This window comes from Streptomyces tubercidicus (genome assembly GCF_027497495.1).
GTDB lineage: Bacteria > Actinomycetota > Actinomycetes > Streptomycetales > Streptomycetaceae > Streptomyces > Streptomyces tubercidicus.
In genome coordinates this window covers 985,283-1,010,161 of sequence record NZ_CP114205.1, presented here as the reverse complement: position 1 = coordinate 1,010,161, position 24,879 = coordinate 985,283, and the positions used below count along the sequence as shown (strand labels likewise).

The window sequence follows — 24,879 nt, the reverse complement described above, 5'->3', positions numbered from 1 at the left end:
CCAGTGACCCTCCGTCAGATCCCTCGGCGGCTTCGGCCGAAGCCGCCGCCTCACCACTGACCCACGTCCGTGACCCGCACGACCGCGCGCCCCTCCTCGTCGGAGGCGGCCAGATCCACCTCAGCGGAGATGCCCCAGTCGTGATCGCCGTTCGGGTCGGCGAAAGTCTGCCGCACCTTCCACAGCCCGTGCGCGGCATCCTCCTCGATCTGCAGCAGCTTCGGACCACGCGCGTCCGGACCCGTGCCGAGCTCTTCGTACTCGTCCCAGTAGGCGTCCATCGCCTCGCCCCAGGCGTCCACGTCCCAGCCGGACTCGGCATCCATCTCGCCGAGTTCCTCGACCTTGTCCAGTGCCGCCAGCTCCACCCGCCGGAACATCGCATTGCGCACCAGCACACGGAACGCCCGCGCATTGGACGTCACCGGCCGGACCTGATCCGCCCGCTCCGCGGCCTGCTCCGCCGTCTCCACCTCCGGATTGGCGAGCTGCTCCCACTCGTCCAGCAGACTGGAGTCGACCTGCCGCACCATCTCGCCCAGCCAGGCGATGATGTCCTGGAAGTCCTCGGACTTCAGATCGTCCGGCACGGTGTGGTCCAGCGCCTTGAACGCACTCGCCAGGTAGCGCAGCACGATCCCCTCGGTGCGCGCCAGCTCGTAGAAGGAGGTGAACTCCGTGAAGGTCATGGCGCGTTCGTACATATCGCGGATGACCGACTTCGGCGACAGCGGGTGGTCGCCGACCCAGGGGTGACTCTTGCGGTAGAGGCCGTAGGCGTGGAAGAGCAGCTCTTCCAGCGGCTTGGGGTACTCGACGTCCATGAGCCGTTCCATGCGCTCTTCGTACTCGACGCCGTCGGCCTTCATCTGGGCGACCGCCTCGCCCTTTGCCTTGTTCTGCTGCGCGGCCAGGATCTGCCGCGGATCGTCCAGCGTGGACTCCACCACCGAGACCATGTCCAGCGCGTACGACGGCGACTCGGGGTCGAGCAGGTCGAACGCGGCCAGGGCGAAGGTCGACAGCGGCTGGTTGAGCGCGAAGTCCTGCTGAAGGTCCACGGTCAGCCGGACGATCCGGCCCTCCGCGTCCGGCTCCGCGAGCCGCTCCACGATCCCGCCGTCCACCAGCGAGCGGTAGATCGCGATGGCCCGCCGGATGTGCTTGATCTGGTTCTTGCGCGGCTCATGGTTGTCCTCCAGGAGCTTGCGCATCGCCTCGAAGGCATTGCCCGGCCGGGCGATCACGGACAGCAGCATCGCGTGCGTCACCCGGAAACGGGAGTTCAGCGCCTCGGGTTCGGAAGCGATCAGCTTCTCGAAGGTGTTCTCACCCCAGTTGACGAAGCCCTCCGGCGCCTTCTTGCGCACCACCTTGCGGCGCTTCTTGGGGTCGTCACCGGCCTTCGCCAGCGCCTTCTCGTTCTCCACGACATGTTCGGGAGCCTGCCCGACGACAAAGCCCGCGGTGTCGAAGCCCGCCCGGCCGGCGCGGCCGGCGATCTGATGGAACTCCCGCGCCCGCAGCGTCCGCACCCGCGAGCCGTCGTACTTGGTCAGCGCGGTGAACAACACCGTACGAATGGGGACATTGACACCCACGCCGAGCGTGTCCGTACCGCAGATGACCTTCAGCAAACCCGCCTGCGCCAGCTTCTCGACGAGCCGACGGTACTTCGGCAGCATCCCGGCGTGGTGCACGCCGATGCCATGACGGACATACCGCGACAGGTTCCGGCCGAACTTCGTGGTGAACCGGAAGTTCCCGATGAGCTGAGCGATCTCATCCTTCTCGGCACGCGTACACATATTGATGCTCATCAGGGCCTGCGCCCGCTCCACGGCGGCGGCCTGAGTGAAGTGCACGATGTAGACGGGGGACTGGCGGGTCTCCAGCAGCTCGGTGAGTGTCTCCGTCAGCGCCGTCGTGCGGTACTCGTACGACAGCGGCACCGGCCGCGTGGCCGAACGCACCACCGACGTCGGCTTCCCCGTGCGCCGGGTCAGATCCTCCTCGAAGCGCGACATGTCGCCGAGCGTCGCCGACATCAGAATGAACTGCGCCTGCGGCAGTTCGAGCAGCGGAATCTGCCAGGCCCAGCCGCGGTCCGGCTCGGCATAGAAGTGGAACTCGTCCATCACGACCTGGCCGATGTCGGCGTCCTTGCCGTCCCGCAGCGCTATCGAGGCGAGCACCTCGGCGGTGCAGCAGATGACCGGTGCGTCGGCGTTGACCGATGCGTCACCGGTGAGCATGCCGACGTTCTCGGTGCCGAACAGCTTGCACAGATCGAAGAACTTCTCCGAGACCAGTGCCTTGATGGGTGCGGTGTAGAAGGTGACCTGATCATTGGCGAGAGCGGTGAAGTGCGCACCGGCCGCCACCAGGCTCTTACCGGAGCCGGTGGGGGTGGACAGGATGACGTTCGCTCCGGAGACCACCTCGATCAGCGCCTCCTCCTGTGCAGGGTAGAGCGAGATGCCCTGCTGCTCGGCCCAGCCCGAAAAGGCTTCGAAGAGGGCATCGGGGTCGGCGTCGTTCGGCAGATGATCGATGAGGGTCACGCCCCCCATACTGCCTGCCTTCACCCCCAATCAGGGAACCGGCGACCCAGAGACCCCCCAACCGAAGATCGACAACCCCACAAACCACCGGCCCGACGGCCTATCCCTTTCCTCGGAGCTACCCGCGGGAGCCCTGTGAGCCACCACAACATCTGCCCTGACCTGCGAATACGCGGACCCCGTGTACCCCGGCTTCGGTCGCCACTCACCAGGGCGAGCGGACCCGCGACGCCAACGGAACCGAGACCACGTTGACCTCGTGGGGCTCTGAGCGACCTCGACATCGGGGGAGGCTTCCACGCAAGGTCTTTACAACCCGTGCACGGCCAGGGACACACGGTCGCGTCGGCTGGGCCCGCGTCGCGCGGCAGCGCAGCTGGTGCGTGGCGGAGATCACCTGAGACGGGCGGCGGCCGTCTGGTGGTGAGAGCGGGGCCCGTTCCGTGCTGCGGGAGGGGCGGGGCGTCGTTTGATCGGCCGTCGTGCGATCGGGGCGTCGTGTGATCGGGCATCGCCTGATCGCGAGAGTGAGCTGGGGGTGGTGGCGGAGGAGGGGGGAGGGGAGGGGGAGGGGCCCCTGGAGTCCGTCCAGCCCTGCCCCACCTCAATCCCACCCACCGCCCCCAGCCCCCTCGCCCACCCCCAGTCACCAGCCCCGCCGTCGCTCCATCCCCAGCTGCCGTCCCTCTGGCCCCACCGCCCCCCCGCTCGCCCCCTTCGCCCTACCCACCCTTGCTTGTCCTCTTCGCCCTGTTGCCCCTTGAGTCGCCCCCACCTCATCCCGCCCCCACTTCACGTCGCCCTCACATCGCCCCGCCCCGCCCCGCTCGTTTCCGTCGCCCCGCCTCTGCTCGCCCATCGGTCCCCGCTTCGGCTCCGCTCGCCCCTCGCCCCTCGCCCTCGATCAGCAACGCGCCGTAGTCGTACCCGCGGCTGGCTGCTGACGCCGCATCAGCCCCAGCTCATCGGTAAACAGCGCCCCTCGGGCATCACCTGGCTTCGCTCAGCTGGAGGGTGCTGTCTTGGGCGAGTGGGAAGGAGACGGCTCACCCCCTCCTCGGGCGGAGATCATCTGACGCTACGCTGAGTCGCCGACCGGGCGTCAGCGGAGCGGCTCAGCAGCGTGAGAGCCACACAGCGCGCAGGTGGACACGTGCAAGAGAACAAGGGGTGGGAAGAACCATGATGGGACCGGCGCACTCGCTGTCCGGGGCCGCGGCCTGGCTGGGGGTGGGTGCGGCAGCGGCTGCCGCCGGACATCCGATGCCTTGGCCGGTGCTCGTCTGTGGGGCTCTGATCTGCGCCGGAGCGGCGCTTGCCCCGGACCTCGACCACAAGTCCGCGACCATCTCGCGGGCCTTCGGTCCGCTCTCGCGGATGTTGTGCGAGGTGGTCGACGCCATCTCGCATGCGGTCTACAAGGCGACCAAGATGCGCGGTGACTCGAACCGCAACGGAGGTCACCGCACGCTCACCCACACCTGGGTGTGGGCCGTGTTGGTCGGCGGCGGGATGTCCCTGCTGGCGATGCAGGGCGGGCGCTGGGCGGTACTCGGCATCCTCTTCGTTCATATGGTGCTCGCCATCGAGGGTTTGCTCTGGCGGGCCGCACGGGTCTCCAGTGACGTACTGGTGTGGCTGCTGGGCGCCGCCTCGGCCTGGATCCTGGCCGGCGTTCTCGATCAGCCGGGCAATGGCGCCAGCTGGCTGTTCACCGAGCCGGGGCAGCAGTACCTCTGGCTGGGTCTGCCGGTTGTCCTCGGCGCGCTGGTCCATGACATCGGCGATGCCCTGACCGTCTCCGGCTGCCCCATCCTGTGGCCCATTCCGATAGGCCGCAAGCGCTGGTACCCCGTCGGCCCGCCAAAGGGCATGCGCTTCAAGGCCGGCAGCTGGGTGGAGTTGAAGGTGCTGATGCCGCTGTTCATGGTGCTGGGCGGCCTCGGTGGTCTGGGCGCGCTCGGCTACCTCTGACGTTTGCGGTGCCATCAGTAACGTCTGGGGTGCTGCACCAGCTGGCTGAGGACGCGCGCCCTCCGACGTGCGGCGCGCAGCAGCAGGTCGTCGATGCGAGGCGACGGTGACGGCGCCCCCCCCGCTGAAACCATGAGCTAGAACGGTCCCGATGGTCGTGTCCGGGGCGGCAGTTGACCGATCGGCTCGGCGTGGCGACGACAACCGCCCGCCGTGGATCATGTCGGATGAGCCCTAGGACGGACCGGATGGAGAGGTCAACCGCTGCGCGGCGCCGGTGAGGAAGTCGTGACGGTCTTCACTTCGCCGGACGGGGTTGCGACGCCGGACGGACGGGACACCCTCGCCGTGAACCAGAGCCAGCGCATCCCGTGAGCGCGAGATTGTGAAGTCGGGGCGATGTTCGAGCATGGCCTGGTGAACCGATCACCGGCGCCCCCACTCTCGCCCGGCTGGAGGACGATCTGGGCGCCCTGGAGGTCGGCTTCACCGCCGTCCAACGGGCACGCCTCGACGAGGTCGGCGCGATCGGGCTCGGCTCCCCGCACGACATGCTCGCCGGTGACCACATCCGCAGGGTGACCGCAGGTGGCCTGAAGATCGAACGCTGCCATTGATGCCACAGCCCCCTGACGCCCCCATCCCCAGGCATGCGGAAGGATGTTCAGGCTCCTGCACCCGATGATGAGGAACCGACAACCGTGACCCACCAGCCGCCGCAGATGCCACCAGCCGGATCTGGCGCCCCGCTGCCGCCCTATCCCGGGGCACCGGTTCCGCCGCAGAACGGATCGACGCCGTCGGCCGGATTTCCGCACCAGGGTGGGGGCGGGAGCTTCGTACCGCAGCCGCCGCCTCCGCCCCCTCAGCGGAGCCGCACCGGACTGATCCTGACCGTCGTCCTGGTGGCCGTCGTGCTGCTTGTCGGGGGCGGCTTTCTGGCGTTCTCGATGCTCGGTGGTGGGGACGAGGACACCGAGGCGAAGCAGGGGCAAGGGCAGAGCCAGGGGAGCGGCCAGGATCAGGGGAAGGAGGGGGCCACCGCGGCGGTTCCCAAGGTGGTGAAGTCGACCGCGGGCGAGCTTCGTTACGATGCGCAGGCCACCGCGGACCTGTACCCGCCGGAGAAGCGAAACCCCGCGTCCTACCCGGAGTTGAAGGGCCTGGCCCAGGTCGACTCCGTCTACTACCCGCAGGACAACCGCTCGGTCAATCTGGCCGTCCACACCGGTTCGGGGACGGTGTCCGACCCCGCGCAGCGGGTGGCGGCGGCGTTCGCCCCCAACGCGATGGCCGGTAAGCCGAAGGACTTCGATCTCCAGGACCCCACGGCCAAGGGGGCCGTCCTGCGCTGCGGGATATCCAAGGGCAAGGGCGAGTACATCCCCCTGTGCGTCTGGGCCGACCGCACCTCGGTCGGTGATGTCCTGGGGTTGGGCGAGGCCACCTCGCCCTCCCTCAAGAAGGTTGATCTGAAGACGCTGGCGCAACAGACGGTCGATCTGCGCAAGGCGATGCGCGGCGGCTCCGGCGGCTGAGCCGTTCCGCACCTCGGCTCGGGCGGCGGCAGACTGTACGAGGTCTGCCGCCGCCCGAGCCGTACCGGCAAGCACCGCGCCCCCGGGGCCCCTCAGCCATGCCAAGACCGCCACAGCGCCGCATAGGCGCCCCCGGCGGTGACCAGTTCGTCATGGCTGCCCAGTTCGCTGATCCTGCCGTCCTCGACGACCGCGATCACATCGGCGTCATGTGCGGTGTGCAGGCGGTGTGCGATGGCCACGACCGTGCGGCCGGCCAGCACCCTCCCCAGTGAGCGCTCCAGGTCGCGGGCCGCCCGTGGGTCGAGCAGCGAGGTCGCCTCGTCCAGTACCAGGGTGTGCGGATCGGCCAGCACCAGCCGGGCCAGCGCGATCTGCTGTGCCTGGGCGGGCGTCAGGGTGTGCCCGCCCGAGCCGACCCCGGTGTCCAGCCCCCTGGGCAGGGCCCGAGCCCAGTCGGCGGCGTCCACCGCGCCGAGCGCGGCCCACAGTTCGGCATCGGCCGCTGCGGTGCGTGCCAGCAGGAGGTTGTCGCGGAGCGAGCCGACGAAGACATGGTGTTCCTGGTTGACCAGCGCCACCTGTTCGCGGATCCGCTCGGGCGGCATCGTGGAGAGTTCGGCGCCGCCCAGGGTGACGCTGCCGACGCGGGGCCCGTAGATACCGGCCAGCAGCCGGCCCAGCGTCGATTTGCCGGCGCCGGAAGGCCCGACCAGCGCCAGCCGGGTCCCCGGGCGGACCCGCAGCGAGATCTCGCGCAGCACATCGACGCCCGCGCGGTAGCCGAAGCTCACCCCGTCGGCGTGCACGTCCCGGCCGTCCGGGTGGCGGTCCGCGTCGGTGGCCTCCGGCTCGATCTCCCGGACGCCGACGAGTCGGGCCAGGGACACCTGGGCCTCCTGGAGCTCGTCGTACCAGCGCAGGATCAAGCCGACCGGTTCGATCAGCATCTGGGCCAGCAGCGCCCCCGTCGTCAGCTGCCCGGGGCTGATCCAGCCCCGCATGACGAAGGCGCCGCCGAGCAGCAGCACCGAGCCCAGCAGCAGCACATGCGTCAGATCGATGACAGGGAAGAGCACCGAGCGCAGGAAGAGGGTGTAGCGCTCCCATTGGGTCCATTCGCGGATGCGGCGCTCGGACAGCGCGATCCGGCGGGCGCCCAGCCGGTGGGCCTCGACCGTCCGGCCCGCGTCCACCGACTCGGTGAGCACGGCGGACACCGCCGCGTAACCGGCGGACTCCGAGCGATAGGCGCTCGGCGCCCGTTTGAAGTACCAGCGGCAGCCGACGATCAGCAGCGGCAGCGCGACGGCGACGGACACCGCCAGCGGCGGGGCGGTCACGGTCAGCCCGCCGATCAGCAGGCCCACCCACACCACGCTGATGGCCAGTTGCGGTACGGCCTCGCGCATCGATCGGGAGAGCCGGTCGACGTCCGTGGTGATCCGCGACAGCAGGTCGCCGGTGCCGGCCCGCTCCAGTACGCCCGGCGGAAGCGCCACGGACCGTACGAGGAAGTCCTCCCGCAGATCCGCCAGCATCCGCTCACCGAGCACCGCCCCGCGCAGCCGGACCGTGCGTACGAACACCGTCTGGGCGGCCAGTGCGACGGCGAACACCGCGAGGGTTTGCTCCAGTTGGAGGTCGCGGGCGCCCGCGGAGAGCTTTTCGACGACTCCGCCGAGCAGATACGGGCCGGCCATGGAGGCGATCACGGCGGCCGCGTTCACGGTGATCAGCACCGTGAAGGCCCCGCGGTGACGGCGGATCAGCCCGCCGACGTAGTGGCGCACGGTGGCCGGTGAGCCGACGGGGAGGGTCGTCAGGGTCTGCGGGGCGTCCGGGTCGTGGTCCGGCGGCGCCAGGCCGATCATGCGGTCTCCTCGGTCCGGCCGGTCGACAGCGCCGGCTCGGGGTCTGTTTCACGGGTGCCGACTTCGCGGGTGACGACCGCGCGGTAGTCGGGGTGGCTGTGCAGCAGTTCGCGGTGGGTGGCCGCGGCGACGGCCTTGCCCTCCTGGAGGAACACCACCTGTTCGGCCCGGTCCAGGAGGAGCGGGCTGGAGGTGAGCACGACCGTTGTCCGCCCGGTCCGGATCGTCCGCAGACCGTCGGCGATCCGCACCTCGGTGTGGGCGTCGACGGCGCTGGTCGGCTCGTCGAGGACCAGCACCTCCGGGTCGGTGACCAGCGATCTGGCCAGGGCCAGCCGCTGTCGCTGCCCGCCGGACAACGACCGCCCGCGCTCGGTGATGTAGGTGAGCATCGGGTCTCCCGAGTCATCGGCCGAGGCCTGCGCCAGCGCGGTCAGCACATCGCCGCACTGGGCCGCGGCCAGCGCGTCCGTCGCGCCGACCCGTCCGGAGGCCGGTACGTCGAGCAGCTCGCCGAGCGTGCCGGAGAGCAGCATCGGGTCCTTGTCCTGGACGAGTACGGCCCGGCGCGCGGCGTCCCTCGGCAGGTCGTCCAGCGGGGTGCCGCCGAGCATGACGGACAGGCCGCCGTCGTCGCCGTCGTCCTCCGTCTGTGCCGGGTGTCCGCCGAGGCGTTCGGCGAGCCGGCCGGCGGCGTCGGGGTCGCCGCAGACCACCGCGGTCAGTCGGCCGGCCGGGGCGGTCAGACCGCTGACCGGGTCGTGCAGAGCGCCGGTGGGCGTCGTCCCCCGCTCCTCGGTGCGTCCGCCGGCCGGTCGGTGCTGTGCCAGGACGCGGGCCGTGCGCTTCGCGGAGGGTTTGGCGAACGAGTAGGCGCGGGCGGTCTCTTCGAAGTGCTGGAGTGGGTAGAGCAGGAAGGTGACGGCGCTGTAGATCGTGACGAGGTCGCCGACGGCGAGGGTGCCGTCGAGGGTGAGCCGGACGCCGTACCCGACCACCGCGATGAGCAGCAGGCCCGGCAGCAGTACCTGGACGGCCGAGATCAGCGACCACATCCGGGCGTTGCGGACGGCGGCCTTGCGTACCTCTTGGGAGGCGCTGCGGTAGCGGCCGAGGAAGAGCTGTTCGCCGCCGATGCCGCGCAGCACGCGCAGCCCGGCGACGGTGTCGGAGGCCAGCTCGGTGGCCTGGCCGGCCTTCTCGCGCTGGGCGTCGGCGCGCCGGGTCGCGGGCGGCAGCAGCGGCAGGACGGCCAGCGCGACGAGGGGTACCGCGACGGCTACCAGGATGCCCAGTTCCGGCTGGTAGAAGGCCAGGGCGAGGGAGACGCCCACCACGGTCAGCGCCGAAGCGGCGAACCGGGAGAGGACTTCGACGAATGAGCCGATCTTCTGCAGGTCGCCGGTGCTGACGTTGACGATCTCACCGGCCGCCACCCGCCGGGTCATGGCCGGGCCCAGTTCCGTGGTCTTGCGGGCGAGCAGTTGCTGCAAGCGGGCGACGGCGGTGATCCAGTTGGTGACGGCCGCGCGGTGCAGCATGGTGCTGCCGACCGCGATCAGGACGCCTAGGGCGAAGATCAGGCCGCCGGCCAGGAGGAGCCGGCCGCCGTCGCGGTCCACCACGGCCTGTACGGCGAGGCCGACCGGCAGGGGGAAGGCGGCGAGGGCGCCGAAATTCACCAGCCCCCAGGCCATGGCCTTGAGCTGGCCGCCGAGCTGCTGTCGGCAGAGCCATCGGAGGAAGGCGCCGCCCGTACGGACGTCCGGGACGCCCGGGTCGGGGTGCGGAAGGTCACGAAGGTGCATGCTGATCCAGCCGGAGTCGTGGTGAGGGGGCGGCAGCGGGCCGTCCCGGCAGGCGAAGTGCCCTCCCGCGGAGGTCTCGTCGCCGGTGGAGGTGCTGGAAGGGTGGCCCGCGGGCTGGGCGGATTTCAAACGGTTTTTCCGATGTGGCCGCGCGATCCGGACAATCGTGCGTGCGCCGGTTCGGGGCGGCGGGTGAGCGCTGACTGGCCGTCGGACCCTGAGTGCGACCATGGGGCCATGCGGACAGCGGGCAGGGCGATACGGGTGGCGGCGGTGGCCGCGGCGGGGCTGGTTCTTCTGGTGGGCTGCGGTGGCGGTACGGGCGGCGGCCGGGACGGCGGTGGCAAGGATGACGGCGCGGCGAAGGGGGAGCGGCCCGGTGGTCCGGCGCATGGCGGGTCGGCCACTACGCACCTCAAGCGCATCCCCGAGGTCGGCGCGGCGCTGCGCGCACGGATCCCGGCCGCTTCCCGGCAGGTCGTGGCGGTCTACGGCGCGGGTGTGAACTCCGCCGACGCCACCGTCGTCCTCTACGACAAGGGCGCCAACGGCTGGGGCCGTAAAGGGAGTTGGGACGCGCACAACGGCCGGCGCGGCTGGACGGTGAATCATCACGAAGGGGACAAGCGCAGCCCCGTCGGGGTGTTCACGCTGACCGACGCGGGCGGTGTGCTCGCGGACCCCGGCGCCAAGCTGCCCTATACGCACTCATCGGCGTTCACCCCGCCGTCGTACTGGTCCCAGAACACTCGCCACGACTTCGACTATGTCGTCGCCATCAACTACAACCGCGTCAAGGGGACCTCCCCACTGGACCCGACCCGGCCGGAGGGCCAGTCCAAGGGCGGCGGGGTTTGGCTGCATATGGACCATGGAAGCGGCACATCCGCCTGTGTCAGCGTCCCGAAGACCGGTATGCGGGCCTTGTTGCGCGCCCTCGATCCGGCGCGGCGCCCCGTCGTCGTCATGGGGGACAAGGCGCACCTGGCCGCCTGAGAGGCATAACGGGGCGCACGGGAGCGCCGGGCGTGCGGGGCGTACGCCGTCGACGAGGAGAGCCCGGCCGGCGCGCCGCCACCGCCCGCCGGGCCCCCGGAGCACCCCCGGCTCCTACTCCTCGGGCTTCTTCGAATCCATCCCCGGCCGCGCCTTCTTCCACAGCCCGCGGGTGAAGTCGGGGATCTCCTGCGGCGCGCCCTTCGCCTTGATCGACAGATCGCTCAACGGCACCGGCGCGGTCCAGGTCGCCGCGTCATAGACGTCGAAGTCCGGGACGAGGCCCAGCCGCATGCACTGGATCAGCCGGAAGACCAGCATGTAGTCCATACCGCCGTGTCCGCCGGGCGGGTTGGCGTGCTCCTTCCACAGCCAGTGGTCCCACTCCGCGTACTTGCTGAAGTCGCCCCACTCGTCGTTGCTCTGGTCCGGCTCCAGATAGATCCGCTCGGGGTAGTCCTCGAAGACGCCCTTGGTGCCGCCGAGGCTGTTGATCCGGCTGTACGGGTGCGGGGTGGAGACATCGTGCTCCAGCCGGATCACCCGCCCCTTGGCGGTCTGGACGAGGCTGATCGTCCGGTCGCTCTCGATATACGACTCCTTCCAGCTGGGGTCGTTCGCCGGCATGTGTTCCTTGCGGTAGGCGGCGAGACCGAGCGCGGGGGTGCCGAAGCTGGAGATCCGTACGGCGCGGTCACCGCGGTTGACGTCCATGTAGTTGGCGACCGGGCCGAATCCGTGGTTGGGGTAGAGGTCGCCGCGCAGCCGGGTGTGCCACAGCCGGCGCCAGGGCCCCTCGTAGTACTTGGGGTCGAACATCAGGCCGCGCAGATCGTGGTTGTAGGCGCCGGCGCCGTGCAGCAGGTCTCCGAACAGGCCCGCATGGGCCATCCGCAGCACCCGCATCTCGTTCTTGCCGTAACAGCAGTTCTCCAGCTGCATACAGTGTCTGCGGGTGCGCTCGGAGAGGTCGACCAGCTCCCACAGCTGGTCCAGGCGCAGCGCCAGGGGGCATTCCACGCCCACATGCTTGCCGTTGAGCATCGCGGTCTTCGCCATGTCGAAATGCCAGTCCCAGGGCGTGGCCGCGTAGACGAAGTCGATGTCGCCGCGCTTGCAGAGGTTCTCGAAGTCGTGCTCGCCCTTGGTGTAGACGGCGGGCGCCGGCTGCCCCGCGTCGGTGACCTTCTTGGCGGCCTTGGCGGTCTTCTCCTTCACCGGGTCGCACAGCGCGACGACGCGGACGCCCGGCACCGCGAGAAAGAGGTCGATCATGCTGCCGCCCCGGTTGCCGAGGCCGATGATCCCGACACGTACGGTGCCGCGCCGCTCGAACGGCACTCCGATCATCGTCCGGCCCGTGGCGCGGGGGGCCGCGGCGGCCGTCGCGGGGCCCGCGGCGCCCGGTGCGGCCGCCGCGGCCGGTCCGGACGACAGGCCGCCCAGCCCCAGCCCGGCGCCCGCCGCACCGGCGGTCCACAGGACCGAACGGCGGCTCGGCCCGGCCTCGTTGTCGTCGTGGTTCTGCGATGGTGCCTCGTTCATCGGTCCTCCAGGAGCGGTGGTGTGCCGGGGCATACGTGAACCTCGGTCAGGACCCTGTCGGCCGTCGGCCTGAGGCACAAGAGGGCCGATTGGACTCTTGTTACGGCACGCTTGGACTCTTTGCCGCATTACCGGATCCTTCGCGGCAAGGCAGGACGGGCCACCGCCAGCACCTTTCGCAAGTCACTGAAAAGCCTTGCAGAAAGCCTTGACGTGTCCACGAGGCGAACGGCAGGCTCCGGTACGGACATCCCCCATGGCGGCCGGCGCGTGGCTGCTCTCGTGGGCGCGGTGCGCGCTGCCGTGCCCCATGACCAAGGAGCCGCAAGATGCAGCAACGTTCCCGTGTGCCGGTCCGGGCGCTGGCCGGAGTACTGGCCGCGGCCGGCCTCGCCACCTTCGCCCCGTGGCCCTCCCAGGCCGCCCCACCCGGCGAAAGGACCGTCACCGCCACGCTGTTCGAGTGGAAGTACGCGGACGTCGCCCAGGCATGCACCGATCAGCTCGGCCCGGCCGGCTACGGCTATGTCGAGGTCTCACCCGCCTCCGAGCACATCCAGGGCGACCAGTGGTGGACCTCCTACCAACCCGTCAGCTACAAGATTGCCGGACGGCTCGGCGACCGGACCGCGTTCGCCTCGATGGTCAGCGCCTGCCACGACGCGGGCGTCAAGGTCATCGCCGACGCCGTCATCAACCACATGGCGGCCGGATCCGGTACGGGCACCGGCGGCACCCAGTACACCAAGTACGACTACCCCGGCACCTACCAGGACCAGGACTTCCACGGCTGCCGCAAGAGCATCTCCGACTACGGCGACCGCGACGACGTCCAGACCTGCGAACTGGTGGGCCTCGCCGACCTCGACACCGGCCGCGACCAGGTCCGCGCCACCATCGCCAAGTACCTCGACGATCTGCGGTCGCTGGGCGTGGACGGCCTCCGGGCGGACGCCGCCAAGCACATCCCGGCCTCCGACCTCGCCGCCATCAAGGGCACGATGCGCGCCCCCGGCTACTGGGTGCAGGAGGTCATCCACGGCGCCGGTGAGGCGGTGCGGCCCGAGGAGTACACCGGCAACGGCGATGTCGATGAATTCCGTTACGGCAGCCATCTCAAGAGCGCCTTCCAGGGCGGCAACCTCGCTCAGCTCAAGACCATCGCGGACGGCAAGCTCGGCAGCGACAAGGCCCGTACCTTCGTCGACAACTGGGACACCGAGCGCAACGGCTCGACGCTCACCTACAAGGACGGCGCCGCCTACACACTGGCCAACGTCTTCATGCTCGCCTCGCCCTACGGGGCGCCGAACGTCTACTCCGGCTATGAATGGTCCGACAAGGACGCCGGACCGCCCGGCGGCAGCGACGGCTGGACCCGTCAGCACGCCAAGCAGGCGATCACCGGGATGGTCGGTTTCCGCAATGCGGTGGGCGCGGCGGAGCTGACCGACTGGTGGGACAACGGCGGCAGCGCGATCGCCTTCGCCCGGGATGGCAAGGGGTTCGTCGCCCTCAACAACGGTGACGGGGAGCTGACACAGACCTTCGCCACCTCGCTGCCCGCCGGTACGTACTGCAATGTCGTGGCGGCCAAGCCGTCCGCGTGCGACGGCCACACCGTCACCGTGGGGGACGACGGGAAGGCCCGGCTCTCCGTCCCCGCCAAGGGAGCGGTGGCGCTGCACCTCACGCGCTGACCTCAAGCGGGCCGGGTGGCCCTCTCCAGCGCCTGGAGGACCGAGTAATAGCCCCGGCCCGCCGTCGCATGGTCCATCCCGACCTCGCACATCCGGTTCGCCGACAGATGCGCGTCGAAGTGCCGGGCGGTCACCTCGGCCGCCTCCTTCGCGGTGGCCGACTCGGTCAGCTCCCTGTGCAGCATCCCGCGGTCCCCGGCGAACGCACAGCAGCCCACGTCATCCGGCACCACGACCTCCCGCGCACAGGCCTCGGCGACCCGTCGCAGCGCTGTCCCGTCGCCCAAGTGCTCCATGGCGCAGGTGGGATGGAGCACCGCCGAGCCGACCGTGCGGACCGTCTCCAGACGGGGCAGCAGCTCCTCGGCCGCCCAGACGACCGAGTCGACGACGGTCAGCTCCTGGTGCAGCGCGCGATTGCCGGGCGTCAGATACGGCACGACCTCATGGGCGAGGCCCAGGGTGCACGAGGACGCGTCCACCACCAGAGGCAGCAGGCCGCCCGCCGTCCACCCCCAGGCCGCCTCGACGATCCGGTTGGCCATCACCTCGGTGCCGCTCCGGTACCCCTTGGACTGCCAGATCGTGGCGCAGCAGGTCCCGGCCACGTCCGGCGGAATCCACACCGGCCGGCCCGCCCGCCGGGACACCGCCACCACCGCCTCGGGCAGCGACGGCCCGTCGAACCCGGCGGGCGGCCCGAAGATCCGGTTCACACACGCCGGGTAGTAGACCGCTGCCGCCCCCGCCCGCCGGGTCACGGGCCGGGTACGGGGCGCCGCGCCGGGAATCCGCGGCAGCCACTCGGGCACCAGGTCGGGGCGCACGGCCTTACGGGCCGCGCCGGTCAGCGACCTCAGCAGCCGGTCGCCGACCCGGTCGGCGGCGGCCACCGCCAGCCGCGCCGCCTTCTCGACGGCCTTGAACTGCCGGGCGGACTGCGCGGCGGCCCACTCCTCGCGCGAGGTGTGGCGCCGGTGCCGGAACTCCTTCATCAGCGCACCGGTGTCGATCCCCACCGGGCACGCCAGTTGGCAGAGCGAGTCGCCGGCGCAGGTGTCCACCGCGTCATAGCCGTACGCGTCCAGCAGCGCGGTGGTGACGGGGGAGCCGGCCGGCTGGCGCAGCATCTCGCGGCGCAGCACGATCCGTTGGCGGGGAGTGGTGGTCAGGTCGCCACTGGGGCAGGCCGGTTCGCAGAAGCCGCATTCGATGCACGGGTCGGCGCGGGCCTCGACCCGGGGGATGGTCTTCAGCCCGCGCAGATGCGCCCGCGGATCGCGGTCCAGCAGCACCCGCGGCGCCAGGATGCCGTGCGGGTCCACGGTCTCCTTGATCCGCCACATCAACTCCGTTGCCCGCTCGCCCCATTCGAGCTCCAGGAACGGCGCGATGTTCCGGCCGGTGGCGTGCTCGGCCTTCAGCGAGCCGTCGAAGCGCTCGACGGTCAGCCGGCAGAACTCGTCCATGAACGCGGCGTAGCGCGCCACCTCGGCCGGTTCCGCCGCGTCGAAGGCGAGCAGGAAGTGCAGATTGCCGTGTGCGGCGTGGCCCGCGACGGCCGCGTCGAAACCGTGCCGCGACTGGAGTTCCAGCAGGGCCGTACCGGCCTCGGCGAGCCGGGCGGGCGGCACCGCGAAGTCCTCGGTGATCAGCGTCGTCCCGGGCGGCCGGGAGCCGCCCACCGCCGTCACGAACGCCTTGCGCGCCTTCCAGTAGCCGCCGATCGCCCCGGGGTCCCGGGTGAAGGCATTGGTGACGGACGGGACCGGCGCGACCAGCTCCAGTTCCGTCAGCACCTGCGCCGCGGCCCGTTCGTACGCCGCCTGGCCGGCCTCGTCGGGTGCCCGGAACTCCACCAGCAGCGCGGTCGTCTCCTTGGGCAGCGCCGCCCAGTCCGCGGGCACCCCGGCCACCCGCACCGAGGCGCGCAACGTGTTGCCGTCCATCAGCTCGACGGCCCGCGCGCCCGCCGCGTTGAACCGCGGTACGGCCGCGGCCGCGGCGCCGAGCGTCGGGAAGAACAGCAGCGCACTGGAGGTGCACCGGTCCAGCGGCAGGGTGTCGAAGACGGTCTCGGCCAGGAAGCCGAGGGTCCCTTCGGAGCCGACCATCAGTCCGCGCAGGATCTCCACCGGTGTCGCGCCGTCGAGGAAGGCGTCCAGGCGGTAGCCGTTGGTGTTCTTGATCTGGTACTTGGCGCGGATCCTGGCCACCAGGTCCGGATCCGCCTCGATCTCCGCCTTCAGCGCCAGCAGGCCCGCGCACAGCGCCGGTTCGGCGTGCGCCAGCTCCGCGTCGGCGTCCGCTTCCGCGGTGTCGACGATGGTGCCCGACGGCAGCACCAGGGTGACCGAGGCCAGGGTCCGGTAGGAGTTACGGGTGGTGCCGGCCGTCATCCCGGAGGCGTTGTTGGCGACCACGCCGCCCAGGGTGCAGGCGACGGCGCTGGCCGGATCGGGCCCGAGTACCCGGCCGTGGCGGGCCAGCGTGGTGTTGGCGCGCAGCACGGTGGTCCCCGGCCGGATGCGGGCGCGGGCCCCGCCGTCGAGCACCTCGATGCCCGTCCAGTGGCGGCGTACGTCGATGAGGATGTCCTCGCCCTGCGCCTGGCCGTTGAGGGAGGTCCCGGCGGCCCGGAAGACGACCTTGCGGCCCTTGCCGTGCGCGTAGGAGAAGACCGCGGAGATGTCGTCGAGATCCTCGGCCATCACCACGGCCTGCGGGACGAAGCGGTACGGGCTGGCGTCGGAGGCGTAGCGGACCAGGTCGGAGAGCTTGTGGAGCACCTTGTCCGCGCCGAGCAGCGCGATCAGGTCACCGCGCAGCGGCTCGGGGGTGCCGGACGCGCGCGGGGCGGCCACCCGGTCGTGGGCCGGGCCGCCGGGGGCGGTGGGCCGCAGGGTCTGGGGATCCGGCTCCAGCAGGGGCATGGCGGCACTCCTCCGGTTGACGGTGTGTCAGCTCAATGCGGGGCCCCCGGCCCGTCGACCAGGGTGGACAGCAGTCCGCCGAGCACCTCGCGCTGATCGGCGGTGAGCGGTGCCAGGATCTCCTCCGCCGCGGCCCGCCGTGCGCTGCGCAACGCCCGCATCGCGGTATGGCCGGTGTCGGTCAGCTCGATCCGGATCACCCGCCGGTTGGCCGGATCGGGTACCCGGCGCACCGCGCCCTGGGTCTCCAGCGCGTCCACCAGCGTGGTCACCGCGCGCGGCACGACCTCCAGCCGCTCGGCGAGATCGGCCATCCGCGGCGGGGTGTCGCCGTAGTGGGCGACGATCCGCAGCAGCCGGGACTGCGCGGGGGTGAACGCGAGGTCCAGGTGGGCCAGCTGGTGCTTCTGGGCGCGGTGCATCCGGCGGGTCAGCCGTACCAGCTGCTCGGCGAGGTTCGTGGTGCTGACCGTCGGCTCGGAGGAGGGCATACCGCGAGGATAGCGGACAGCCGGAGTTTATTCATTGTGAGTATAGGTAACAATGAGCTAAGCTCCACGATGCTTGTCCGTCCGGCGGCCCCCTGGCCGTCTTCCGCACCCCCGAAGGAGCCCATGCGCAGCGACGAACCCCAGTGGACCGCACCGCCCAAGGACCCGGGAAAACCGGTCCCGTTGCGGCGGATCCTCGCGCTCTTCCGCCCCTACCGCGCCCGGCTCGCCCTCGTCGGCCTGCTCGTCGGCGCCTCCTCGCTGGTCTCGGTCGCCTCGCCCTTTCTCCTCCGCGAGATCCTGGACGTGGCGATACCCGGCCGGCGCACCGGACTGCTGACCCTGCTCGCCCTCGGCATGATCGCCACCGCGGTCACCACCAGCGTCTTCGGCGTCCTGCAGACCCTGCTCTCCACCACCGTCGGCCAGCGCGTCATGCACGATCTGCGCACCGCCGTCTACGGCAAGCTGCAGCGGATGCCGCTGGCCTTCTTCACCCGCACCCGCACCGGCGAGGTCCAGTCCCGGATCGCCAATGACATCGGCGGTATGCAGGCGACGGTCACCTCCACCGCCACCTCCCTGGTCTCCAACCTGACCTCCGTCCTCGCCACCGTCTGCGCCATGCTCGCCCTCGACTGGCGGCTGACCGCCGTCTCACTGCTGCTGCTTCCGCTCTTCGTCTGGATCAGCCGCCGGGTCGGCAACGAACGCAAGAAGATCACCACCCAGCGGCAGAAGCAGATGGCCGCCATGTCCGCGATGGTCACCGAGTCCCTCTCGGTCAGCGGCATCCTCCTCGGCCGCACGATGGGCCGCGCCGACTCCCTCACCCGTACCTTCGCCGGTGAATCCGAGCGGCTGGTCGACCTGGAGGTCCGCGCCAGCATGGCCGGCCGCTGGCGGATGGCCACCATCGGGATCGTGATGGCCGCCATGCCCGCCCTGATCTACTGGGCGGCCGGCCTGGTCCTCCAACTGGGCGGCCCGGCCTTCTCCCTCGGCACCCTCGTCGCCTTCGTCTCGCTCCAGCAGGGCCTGCTGCGCCCCACCGTCTCCCTGCTGTCCACCGGCGTACAGATGCAGACCTCGCTCGCGCTCTTCCAGCGCATCTTCGAGTACCTCGATCTGCCGGTCGCCATCACCGAGCCCGCCGAACCGGTCCGTATCCCGGCCCCGCGCGGTGAAGTCCGCTTCGAGAACGTGACGTTCCGCTACGACCCCGAGGCCGCCACCACCCTCGACGGCATCGATCTGACCCTCCCCGCCGGCGGCAGCCTCGCCATCGTCGGGCCGACCGGCAGCGGCAAGAGCACCCTGAGCTATCTGGTGCCACGCCTCTACGACGTGACCGGAGGCCGGGTCACCCTCGACGGCACGGACGTCCGCGACCTCGACTTCGACACCCTGGCCCGCGCCGTCGGCGTGGTCTCCCAGGAGACCTACCTCTTCCACGCCTCGGTCGCCGACAACCTCCGCTTCGCCAAGCCGGACGCCACCGACGAGGACATCGAACGCGCCGCCCGCGCCGCCCAGATCCACGACCACATCGCGGCCCTCCCCGACGGCTACGACACCCTCGTGGGCGAGCGCGGCTACCGCTTCTCCGGCGGCGAGAAACAGCGCCTCGCGCTCGCCCGCACCATCCTGCGCGACCCGCCCGTCCTCGTCCTGGACGAGGCGACCAGCGCCCTGGACACCCGCACCGAACACGCCGTGCAGCAGGCCATCGACGAGCTGTCCGCCGGCCGCACCACCCTCACCATCGCGCACCGCCTGTCCACGGTCCGCGACGCCGACCAGATCGTCGTGCTGGACGCCGGCCGGATCGCCGAACGCGGCACCCATGACGAACTGCTCGCCGCCGACGGACGCTATGCGGCGCTGGTACGGCGTGACGCACACCTCACCCCGGTCTCCGATCACGTGATGACCTCGCAAGTAACCCGCGGGTAAGGTCAAACGCGCGGCGGTCAGTTCAATGGTCGGGGTGGCCGCCGCACCCACTCTTCGACATGGCTGCGGAACCGGTCCCTCGCTGATTCATCGCCGGTACGGTGGACGTCCGCCACGGGCCTGACGCCCGTCACTTCGGATTGCGAGAAGTCCGATGAATCAGATTGCAGCCGACACTTATCTGGCCGCGGCGGTGGTGGTGCACCACGCCCGCGTGCTGATCGTGCGCCGTAGCTACCGCGAGCGATTTCTGCCCGGCGCCTGGGGTGTGCCGTGCGGGAAGCTCGATCGTGGGGAGTCCGCCGAGAGCGGTGCTCTACGGGAGTTGAAGGAGGAGACCGGGCTGCTGGGCACCATCGTCGCCCACACCGGCTCGACCAGCTTCCTGAGCGACTACCAGGGCCGCCGCGTCCACAACCATCAGGAGAACTTCATCGTCCGCCCGCTCACGCTGGACGTCGTCCTGCCCAGCGCGGACCAGGTCTACCGCTGGGCGAGGCCCGCCGAGCTGGCCGAGGCCGGGGTGGACGCCTACAACCTCACGGTGATCCGCCAGGCGCTCGGCGGCCGGCTGGACGCCGTCGGCCTCCGCGCCATGACGGCCCGCTTCGGGCATCCGGGGCCGCTGCCGTTCAATAGCCCAAAGACCCTGCCAGGGAATCGAGTTCAGCAAGGTAGACGGCCGGCGGCAGCGGAGTCTTGGGCGGCGGATGCGCGCGCTCGCCGCGGGCGGCGCTGAGCTCACCGGCGGGCCTGACGGGGCCGCGGCCGCTGACGGAGCCGCAGTCGCCGACGGAGCCGCGGTCCGTGACGCGGCCGCGGCTCCGGACATAGACGTCGGTCATCGACCGCTGTGGGGCGGTCTCCAGAAACAGCGTCACCGTCGGCTCCACGCTCTCCACCCGGTGCAGCGTATGGGCCGCCAGGCCGTAGCTCCGCCCGGCGCCGTACTGCTCGGTGTGCAGCAGCCGCAGCCGTGCGTCGCCGACCCGTCGCAGTTGCCAGGCCCCGCCGGGGCCGTCGATGGTCTCCCGGTAGGCGACCGCGGGCACGCCGTCCGCGGCCGGCTCGTAGCACTCCATCCGCACCCGGCCGCGGACCACCGCCGAGGCGATCGCACAGCGGTGATTGTGGATGTCCTCGGAGACGGCACCGGCCGTGCCGTGCCAGAAATGCACCCGCAGCATGAACCGGGGCGCACCGGACAGCAGCACCAGCTTGTCGAAGCCCAGCACATGGCGGTACGACAGCCGGACGCACTCCGCGAGCTCCAGATCACCGACGGCTAATCGGCGCACCAGCGGACCGAGCGTGCCGGGCTGCGCCAACTGCGCGATCGCATGGCGCGCCGACTCGGGCGACGGCGGCTCAGGACCCGCGCCCAGCCCGTCCACCAGCAGCCGCCGGGCCTCCTCGACCTGCATCTCCGCCTCCCCTTCACCGACCCCATGGCCCGCACCGGTCTCCTGAGCCGAACCGCCCCGCCTCCTGGCCCGCACCGCCCCCTGCCCCGCACCGACCCACGACACCTCCGGCCGCCCCCGGCCCCCGCAACTCGCCCCGCCTCACGGCCGATAGACCATCAGGGCATACCGCCGCAGCACCGACAGGCCCTGATACGCCATCCACACCGGGTGTCCCATGGGCCCGTCGTCCCACCGCCACACCCCGCCCTGCTGCATACCGTGCACCCGCGCCACGGCGGCGGCCAGCTGGGCCTCCCACACCGGCAGCCCCACCTCCCCGTCCGCCACCTGCCGGGCGCCGTCCGTCATCAGCGCGCGGGCCACCCAGGCGGCCGCGAAGTGCCGTACGGACAGCAGCTCCTGATGCAGCGGATCCTCCTGGACCGGCCGCCGCACCTCCTCCTGGCAGTTCAGCAGATCGGCCGCGCCGCCCCCGGGCGCCGCCGGACCGGCCAGCAGCCAGCGCAATCCCTCCTCACGCACCGCACGCTGCCGTTCGTCCTCGCCCAGTACCCGGGCGGCCCGGTCCAGCGCCACCACAGCCCGCGCGGTGTGCACCGCGGACGGTGCCGGATTGCCGTGTCCGGTGGCCAGCGCCGCGCCCCAGCAGCGGTGATGGTCCCGCGCCGGATCGGCCGTGGCGCCATTGACCAGCACCTCACGCAGTCCGTCCAGCGCGGCGGCCCCGGGCGCCGCCCGCAGCAGCCCGCGCAGCACATTCGTGACCACGTAGGTGTTGGCCAGCCCCGACGCGTCATGGTCCGGGTCCCACAGCACCTCGCAGGAGCGTATTTCCGCCTCCAGCAGCCGTGCATCGGCACCGGCCCGCGCCAGCGCACCCAGCACGATCGCGGACACCTCGGGGCGCGCCCCGCTGCCCTGGGACCGGGCGGCCCACCCGCCGCCGGGAAGCCGCAGCCGCCACAGCGTCTCGGCCACCTCCCCGGCCCGTATTCGGCCGTCGTACGGCGCGATGTCGAGCAGCAGATGCAGCCCGTACGCCGTGCCGAACGCCGTCGGATGCACCGGCGGCTCACTCTCCGCGAGGGAGTGCGGCCAGCCCGTGAGCGGTCCGCGGCCGGGCACCTCGATCACCGTGAGACCGCGCCGGAGCGCCTGATACGTGCCGTCCACCAGCTCGGGCAGCGACCCGGCGGGCGCCGGCACGGGCACGGGGACGGCCGGTGCCACCGCGGAGGCGGCCGCGCCGCGGGCCCGCAGCAGGGCCGCCGCCAGCCACACCACGGCACCGACACCGGCAGCGGCGGTCGCCGCCACGCAGTAGCGCGCCGCCTCGGCCGCGAGATTCTCCGGCAGGATCCCCAACAGGCCCTGGAACACGGCGAATGCGGCGGCCGGCGCGCCCAGCCGCGCCAGCCAGGGCAGCAGCCGGGACGGCGACAGGGCCCGCGGAGAGGCGGCGGACGGCGGGCCGGGATCCGGCACCGGCGCGCGGTCGGCCGCACCGGAACGCTGTGGTGGTAAGTCCTGCCGCAGCACCATCTGCTGCCCCCTCCCCCCGGGCGCACGCCCCCGCACGGCCTGTGCGAAGAGCATCCCGATCAGTGTAGGAATCCCCACTGACAGCGGGGTCGCACACCTGTCGCAGCCCATCCCGGCCACCGGCTCAGGCCAGGGCCGCCCGTCCCACCACCCCAGGCCAGGGCTGCCGGCCCCCGGCTTCAGGCCGTGGGGCCGGCAGACAGGTCCTTCCGAGGCGAGTTCAGGCGCCGGCCATCGCGCACTGTCCGCGGTCGGCCTTCATCGGGCCGGCGGCGGACGGGCGGACGTCGAAGTCGAACATGGCGGTGGGCACGTACAGCGAGCAGCAGGCATTGGGGATGTCGACGATGCCGCTGATGCGTCCCTCTATGGGTGCGGAACCGAGCAGCAGGTACGCCTGCTCGCCGCTGTAGCCGAACTTCTTGAAGTACTCGACGGCGTTGAGGCAGGCCCGGCGGTAGGCCAGCGTCGCGTCCAGGTAGTAGTTCGTGTCCGTGTCGTGGTCGACGGAGACGCCGATGAAGGTGAGGAACTCCGTGTACCTGGGCTCGACGTTGCCCGGTATGAAGACGGGGTTGGTGCTGATGCCGTACGTCTCCATGCCGCCCTTGATCAGATCGACGTGGAAGTCGATGAAGCCGCCCATCTCGATGGCGCCGCAGAAAGTGATCTCTCCGTCGCCCTGGCTGAAGTGGAGATCGCCGCCCGAGAGCTTGGCGTCCTTGACGTACACGGGGTAGTAGACCCGGGAACCGCGCGTGAAGTTCTTGATGTCGTGGTTGCCTCCGTTCTCACGGGCCGGCACCGTGCGGGCCCCTTCCGCGGCGATGCGCGTGGCGAGGTCTCCGGTGGCCGTCCCGGCGAGCGCGTTGTTGCTGTCCGGCGGTACGGCGAGCGGCGGTACCCGGTTCGGGTCGGTGTCGATCAGCGCCTGCTCGCGGGTGTTCCAGCGGGCGAGCATCTCCGCGGACGGGGCGGTGCCGAACAGACCGGGGTGGGTGATCCCGGTGAAGCGGATTCCGGGAAGGTGGCGGGAGACCGCCTGCTGCCCGTGGAAGTCCCATATCGCCTTGTAGGCGTCCGGGAAGTAGTCGGTCAGGAAGCCGCCGCCGTTGGCTTTGGCGAAGATGCCGGTGTAGCCCCAGCCCTGGCCCGCCGCGTCCCCGGACTGCTGCGGCACGGGGCCGAGGTCGAGTATGTCGACGACGAGCAGATCGCCGGGTTCGGCGCCCTCCACGCCTATCGGGCCGCTGAGCATATGGGGGATGGTCAGGTCGATATCGCGTACGTCGTTGGCGGTGTCGTTGTTGCCGACCTGGCAGTCGGTCCAGTCACGGCACTCCATACGGAATTCCGATCCCGGCTTCACCATGGCGACGGAGGGGATGTCCGGGTGCCACCTGTTGTGCCCGGGGACGTCCTGGTCACGCATCGACTTGCTGTGGTCCACGTTGAAGAGAATTTCGGGCATGACAGCTCCTCATTTACGATCCGGTCACGTTGGTGCGCCCACAGTTCCGTCTGCCGGGACCGCCGGCTTCCGCGATTTCCGGGTGAGCGGCCACAGCGCCGCGAACACCACCACGCCGAAGGCCGCGAGGGCGATGGCGATTTCGGTGGGGTGCTGCCAGTAACCGGAGAGCAGCAGCGCCGCGGGAATCACACCGGTGACCCAGCCCTCGATTGCCGTGACATAGCCCGTATAGGTGGTGAGGCCGTCCCACTTCAGACCGAGCAGCAGGAAGAACAGGAACCACAGGAATGCCCAGTAGAGCCAGATGACACCGAAGGGGTAGTCCTTCAGGAGATGGAAGTTGGCGAACGAGTATCCCAGGGCCGCGATTGCCACGAAGAGCGAGTAGTAGCCGACACCGGTGCTGTCGAGGCCGGCGAGCAGTCCGACACCTACGTAGAGGTAGGTGAAGCCGAACAGATAAATACCGGACGCCGCCAGGATCTTGAGGGGGTCACCAGCGGCGGAGAAGATGAGGTAGGTCGGCGTCAGCACCTGCAGTGAGCCTATGAAAAGGTTGAAAACCGCTCCGGACCGGCTATCGACCTTTCCCAGCAGCAGCATGCCGTTGATGAACAGCACCGCACCGACAAAGAGCAGTCCCACGTTGCCCACGGGGACGCACCTCCTCAGTCCGCGTGGGGGACGGAATCGTCAAATCCCGCCTACGACGTTCTGCCTGGTCGACCACCCTCCTCAGGAACGCGGCAACCGCGACAGCGCGGGATGCGGGCGCCTCGGCACTGTCCTGCGTGACGGCACTTCGGAGACCACTGCCGGGGCCTCACGGGCCCGTTCCTCCTGGTTATGGAGGTCAGCGACCGCGTGCGGCGTGAGCGTGAGTCCGGGCGCGGTGTAGACGCGTCGCGCAGCGCCCGCGCACACGGGGCAGTCATGGGTGGCGGGCGCCGTTCCGATCGCCAACTTCACGTCGAAGGGCCCACAACGACTGCACTGGAATTCATAGGTCGCCATCAGCAGCCTCCGGATGATGCCGGTGGACGCCGGCCAATCCGAT

At 70.7% G+C, this 24,879-nt stretch carries 17 protein-coding genes; 6 read left to right on the top strand and 11 right to left on the bottom strand.

All coding sequences use genetic code 11. The features are described from left to right. Positions 1-50: 50 nt before the first annotated feature. Positions 51-2,564, bottom strand: coding sequence for a DEAD/DEAH box helicase (locus STRTU_RS04270; protein WP_159742303.1), 2,514 nt, complete (start codon positions 2,562-2,564; stop codon positions 51-53). A 1,182-nt stretch (positions 2,565-3,746) separates the two neighbouring features. Between STRTU_RS04270 and STRTU_RS04265 the strand changes: the two genes are divergently transcribed. Continuing rightward, the gene (locus STRTU_RS04265) at positions 3,747-4,538 is read left to right on the top strand and encodes a metal-dependent hydrolase (RefSeq protein ID WP_159742302.1); all 792 of its coding nucleotides are present in this window, start codon (positions 3,747-3,749) and stop codon (positions 4,536-4,538) included. A gap of 701 nt (positions 4,539-5,239) precedes the next feature. Then, the gene (locus tag STRTU_RS04260) at positions 5,240-6,076 is read left to right on the top strand and encodes a hypothetical protein (protein WP_159742301.1); all 837 of its coding nucleotides are present in this window, start codon (positions 5,240-5,242) and stop codon (positions 6,074-6,076) included. Positions 6,077-6,168: 92 nt separating this feature from the next. On the opposite strand, the gene STRTU_RS04255 is transcribed toward STRTU_RS04260, so the two are convergent. Both STRTU_RS04255 and STRTU_RS04250 read right to left on the bottom strand, forming a co-directional pair. Beyond that, positions 6,169-7,950, bottom strand: coding sequence for an ABC transporter ATP-binding protein (locus tag STRTU_RS04255; protein WP_159742300.1), 1,782 nt, complete (start codon positions 7,948-7,950; stop codon positions 6,169-6,171). Continuing rightward, entirely contained in the window at positions 7,947-9,758 is a 1,812-nt protein-coding gene (locus tag STRTU_RS04250) for an ABC transporter transmembrane domain-containing protein (RefSeq protein ID WP_159746680.1), read from the bottom strand. Before STRTU_RS04250 ends, STRTU_RS04255 begins: the two co-directional genes overlap by 4 nt. Positions 9,759-9,995: 237 nt before the next feature. Between STRTU_RS04250 and STRTU_RS04245 the strand changes: the two genes are divergently transcribed. Continuing rightward, positions 9,996-10,754, top strand: coding sequence for a hypothetical protein (locus STRTU_RS04245; RefSeq protein WP_159742299.1), 759 nt, complete (start codon positions 9,996-9,998; stop codon positions 10,752-10,754). Positions 10,755-10,868: 114 nt separating this feature from the next. On the opposite strand, the gene STRTU_RS04240 is transcribed toward STRTU_RS04245, so the two are convergent. Then, positions 10,869-12,299, bottom strand: coding sequence for a Gfo/Idh/MocA family protein (locus STRTU_RS04240; RefSeq protein ID WP_159742298.1), 1,431 nt, complete (start codon positions 12,297-12,299; stop codon positions 10,869-10,871). Positions 12,300-12,628: 329 nt separating this feature from the next. Between STRTU_RS04240 and STRTU_RS04235 the strand changes: the two genes are divergently transcribed. After that, positions 12,629-13,999: an alpha-amylase gene (locus STRTU_RS04235; protein WP_159742297.1), complete on the top strand. Its 1,371-nt coding sequence runs from the start codon at positions 12,629-12,631 to the stop codon at positions 13,997-13,999. A gap of 2 nt (positions 14,000-14,001) precedes the next feature. On the opposite strand, the gene STRTU_RS04230 is transcribed toward STRTU_RS04235, so the two are convergent. Together STRTU_RS04230 and STRTU_RS04225 are read right to left on the bottom strand one after the other, a co-directional pair. Then, a complete protein-coding gene (locus tag STRTU_RS04230; RefSeq protein ID WP_159742296.1) occupies positions 14,002-16,932 on the bottom strand; it encodes an FAD-binding and (Fe-S)-binding domain-containing protein in 2,931 nt (976 codons plus the stop codon). Positions 16,933-16,964: 32 nt separating this feature from the next. Further along, a complete protein-coding gene (locus tag STRTU_RS04225; protein WP_159742295.1) occupies positions 16,965-17,423 on the bottom strand; it encodes a MarR family winged helix-turn-helix transcriptional regulator in 459 nt (152 codons plus the stop codon). Between the two features lie 123 nt (positions 17,424-17,546). Between STRTU_RS04225 and STRTU_RS04220 the strand changes: the two genes are divergently transcribed. Beyond that, complete coding sequence (locus STRTU_RS04220; RefSeq protein ID WP_159742294.1) at positions 17,547-19,379, top strand: ABC transporter ATP-binding protein; 1,833 nt, start codon at positions 17,547-17,549, stop codon at positions 19,377-19,379. A gap of 154 nt (positions 19,380-19,533) precedes the next feature. Beyond that, positions 19,534-20,118 (top strand): NUDIX hydrolase, encoded by a 585-nt coding sequence (locus STRTU_RS04215; protein WP_159742293.1) that lies wholly within the window; start codon positions 19,534-19,536, stop codon positions 20,116-20,118. On the opposite strand, the gene STRTU_RS04210 is transcribed toward STRTU_RS04215, so the two are convergent. The 5 genes from STRTU_RS04210 to STRTU_RS36105 all read right to left on the bottom strand — a co-directional run bounded on the left by STRTU_RS04210 (position 20,012) and on the right by STRTU_RS36105 (position 24,836). Next, on the bottom strand, positions 20,012-20,803 hold the full coding sequence (locus STRTU_RS04210; protein ID WP_159742292.1) for a hypothetical protein: 792 nt from the start codon (positions 20,801-20,803) through the stop codon (positions 20,012-20,014). The two genes, STRTU_RS04215 and STRTU_RS04210, sit on opposite strands and share 107 nt — an antisense overlap. A gap of 141 nt (positions 20,804-20,944) precedes the next feature. Further along, the gene (locus STRTU_RS04205; RefSeq protein ID WP_246240111.1) at positions 20,945-22,402 is read right to left on the bottom strand and encodes a hypothetical protein; all 1,458 of its coding nucleotides are present in this window, start codon (positions 22,400-22,402) and stop codon (positions 20,945-20,947) included. Positions 22,403-22,568: 166 nt separating this feature from the next. Then, complete coding sequence (gene fmdA, locus STRTU_RS04200) at positions 22,569-23,819, bottom strand: formamidase (protein ID WP_159742291.1); 1,251 nt, start codon at positions 23,817-23,819, stop codon at positions 22,569-22,571. 24 nt (positions 23,820-23,843) lie between these two features. Beyond that, positions 23,844-24,476 carry an AmiS/UreI family transporter gene (locus STRTU_RS04195; RefSeq protein WP_159742290.1) on the bottom strand — a complete coding sequence of 211 codons (633 nt, stop codon included), beginning with the start codon at positions 24,474-24,476 and terminating at the stop codon, positions 23,844-23,846. A gap of 81 nt (positions 24,477-24,557) precedes the next feature. Further along, positions 24,558-24,836, bottom strand: coding sequence for an FmdB family zinc ribbon protein (locus STRTU_RS36105; RefSeq protein ID WP_159742289.1), 279 nt, complete (start codon positions 24,834-24,836; stop codon positions 24,558-24,560). Between the last annotated feature and the right edge of the window lie 43 nt (positions 24,837-24,879).

Excerpts from the sequence above, each read along its gene's own strand:
- STRTU_RS04235 (WP_159742297.1), top strand. The coding sequence starts at position 12,629 with ATGCAGCAACGTTCCCGTGTGCCGGTCCGGGCGCTGGCCGGAGTACTG.
- STRTU_RS04245 (WP_159742299.1), top strand. The coding sequence starts at position 9,996 with ATGCGGACAGCGGGCAGGGCGATACGGGTGGCGGCGGTGGCCGCGGCG.
- STRTU_RS04220 (WP_159742294.1), top strand. The coding sequence starts at position 17,547 with ATGCGCAGCGACGAACCCCAGTGGACCGCACCGCCCAAGGACCCGGGA.
- STRTU_RS36105 (WP_159742289.1), bottom strand. The coding sequence starts at position 24,836 with ATGGCGACCTATGAATTCCAGTGCAGTCGTTGTGGGCCCTTCGACGTG.
- STRTU_RS04255 (WP_159742300.1), bottom strand. The coding sequence starts at position 7,950 with ATGATCGGCCTGGCGCCGCCGGACCACGACCCGGACGCCCCGCAGACC.
- fmdA (WP_159742291.1), bottom strand. The coding sequence starts at position 23,819 with ATGCCCGAAATTCTCTTCAACGTGGACCACAGCAAGTCGATGCGTGAC.
- STRTU_RS04230 (WP_159742296.1), bottom strand. The coding sequence starts at position 16,932 with ATGCCCCTGCTGGAGCCGGATCCCCAGACCCTGCGGCCCACCGCCCCC.
- STRTU_RS04265 (WP_159742302.1), top strand. The coding sequence starts at position 3,747 with ATGATGGGACCGGCGCACTCGCTGTCCGGGGCCGCGGCCTGGCTGGGG.
- STRTU_RS04215 (WP_159742293.1), top strand. The coding sequence starts at position 19,534 with ATGAATCAGATTGCAGCCGACACTTATCTGGCCGCGGCGGTGGTGGTG.
- STRTU_RS04205 (WP_246240111.1), bottom strand. The coding sequence starts at position 22,402 with ATGCTCTTCGCACAGGCCGTGCGGGGGCGTGCGCCCGGGGGGAGGGGG.
- STRTU_RS04240 (WP_159742298.1), bottom strand. The coding sequence starts at position 12,299 with ATGAACGAGGCACCATCGCAGAACCACGACGACAACGAGGCCGGGCCG.
- STRTU_RS04250 (WP_159746680.1), bottom strand. The coding sequence starts at position 9,758 with ATGCACCTTCGTGACCTTCCGCACCCCGACCCGGGCGTCCCGGACGTC.
- STRTU_RS04225 (WP_159742295.1), bottom strand. The coding sequence starts at position 17,423 with ATGCCCTCCTCCGAGCCGACGGTCAGCACCACGAACCTCGCCGAGCAG.
- STRTU_RS04210 (WP_159742292.1), bottom strand. The coding sequence starts at position 20,803 with ATGCAGGTCGAGGAGGCCCGGCGGCTGCTGGTGGACGGGCTGGGCGCG.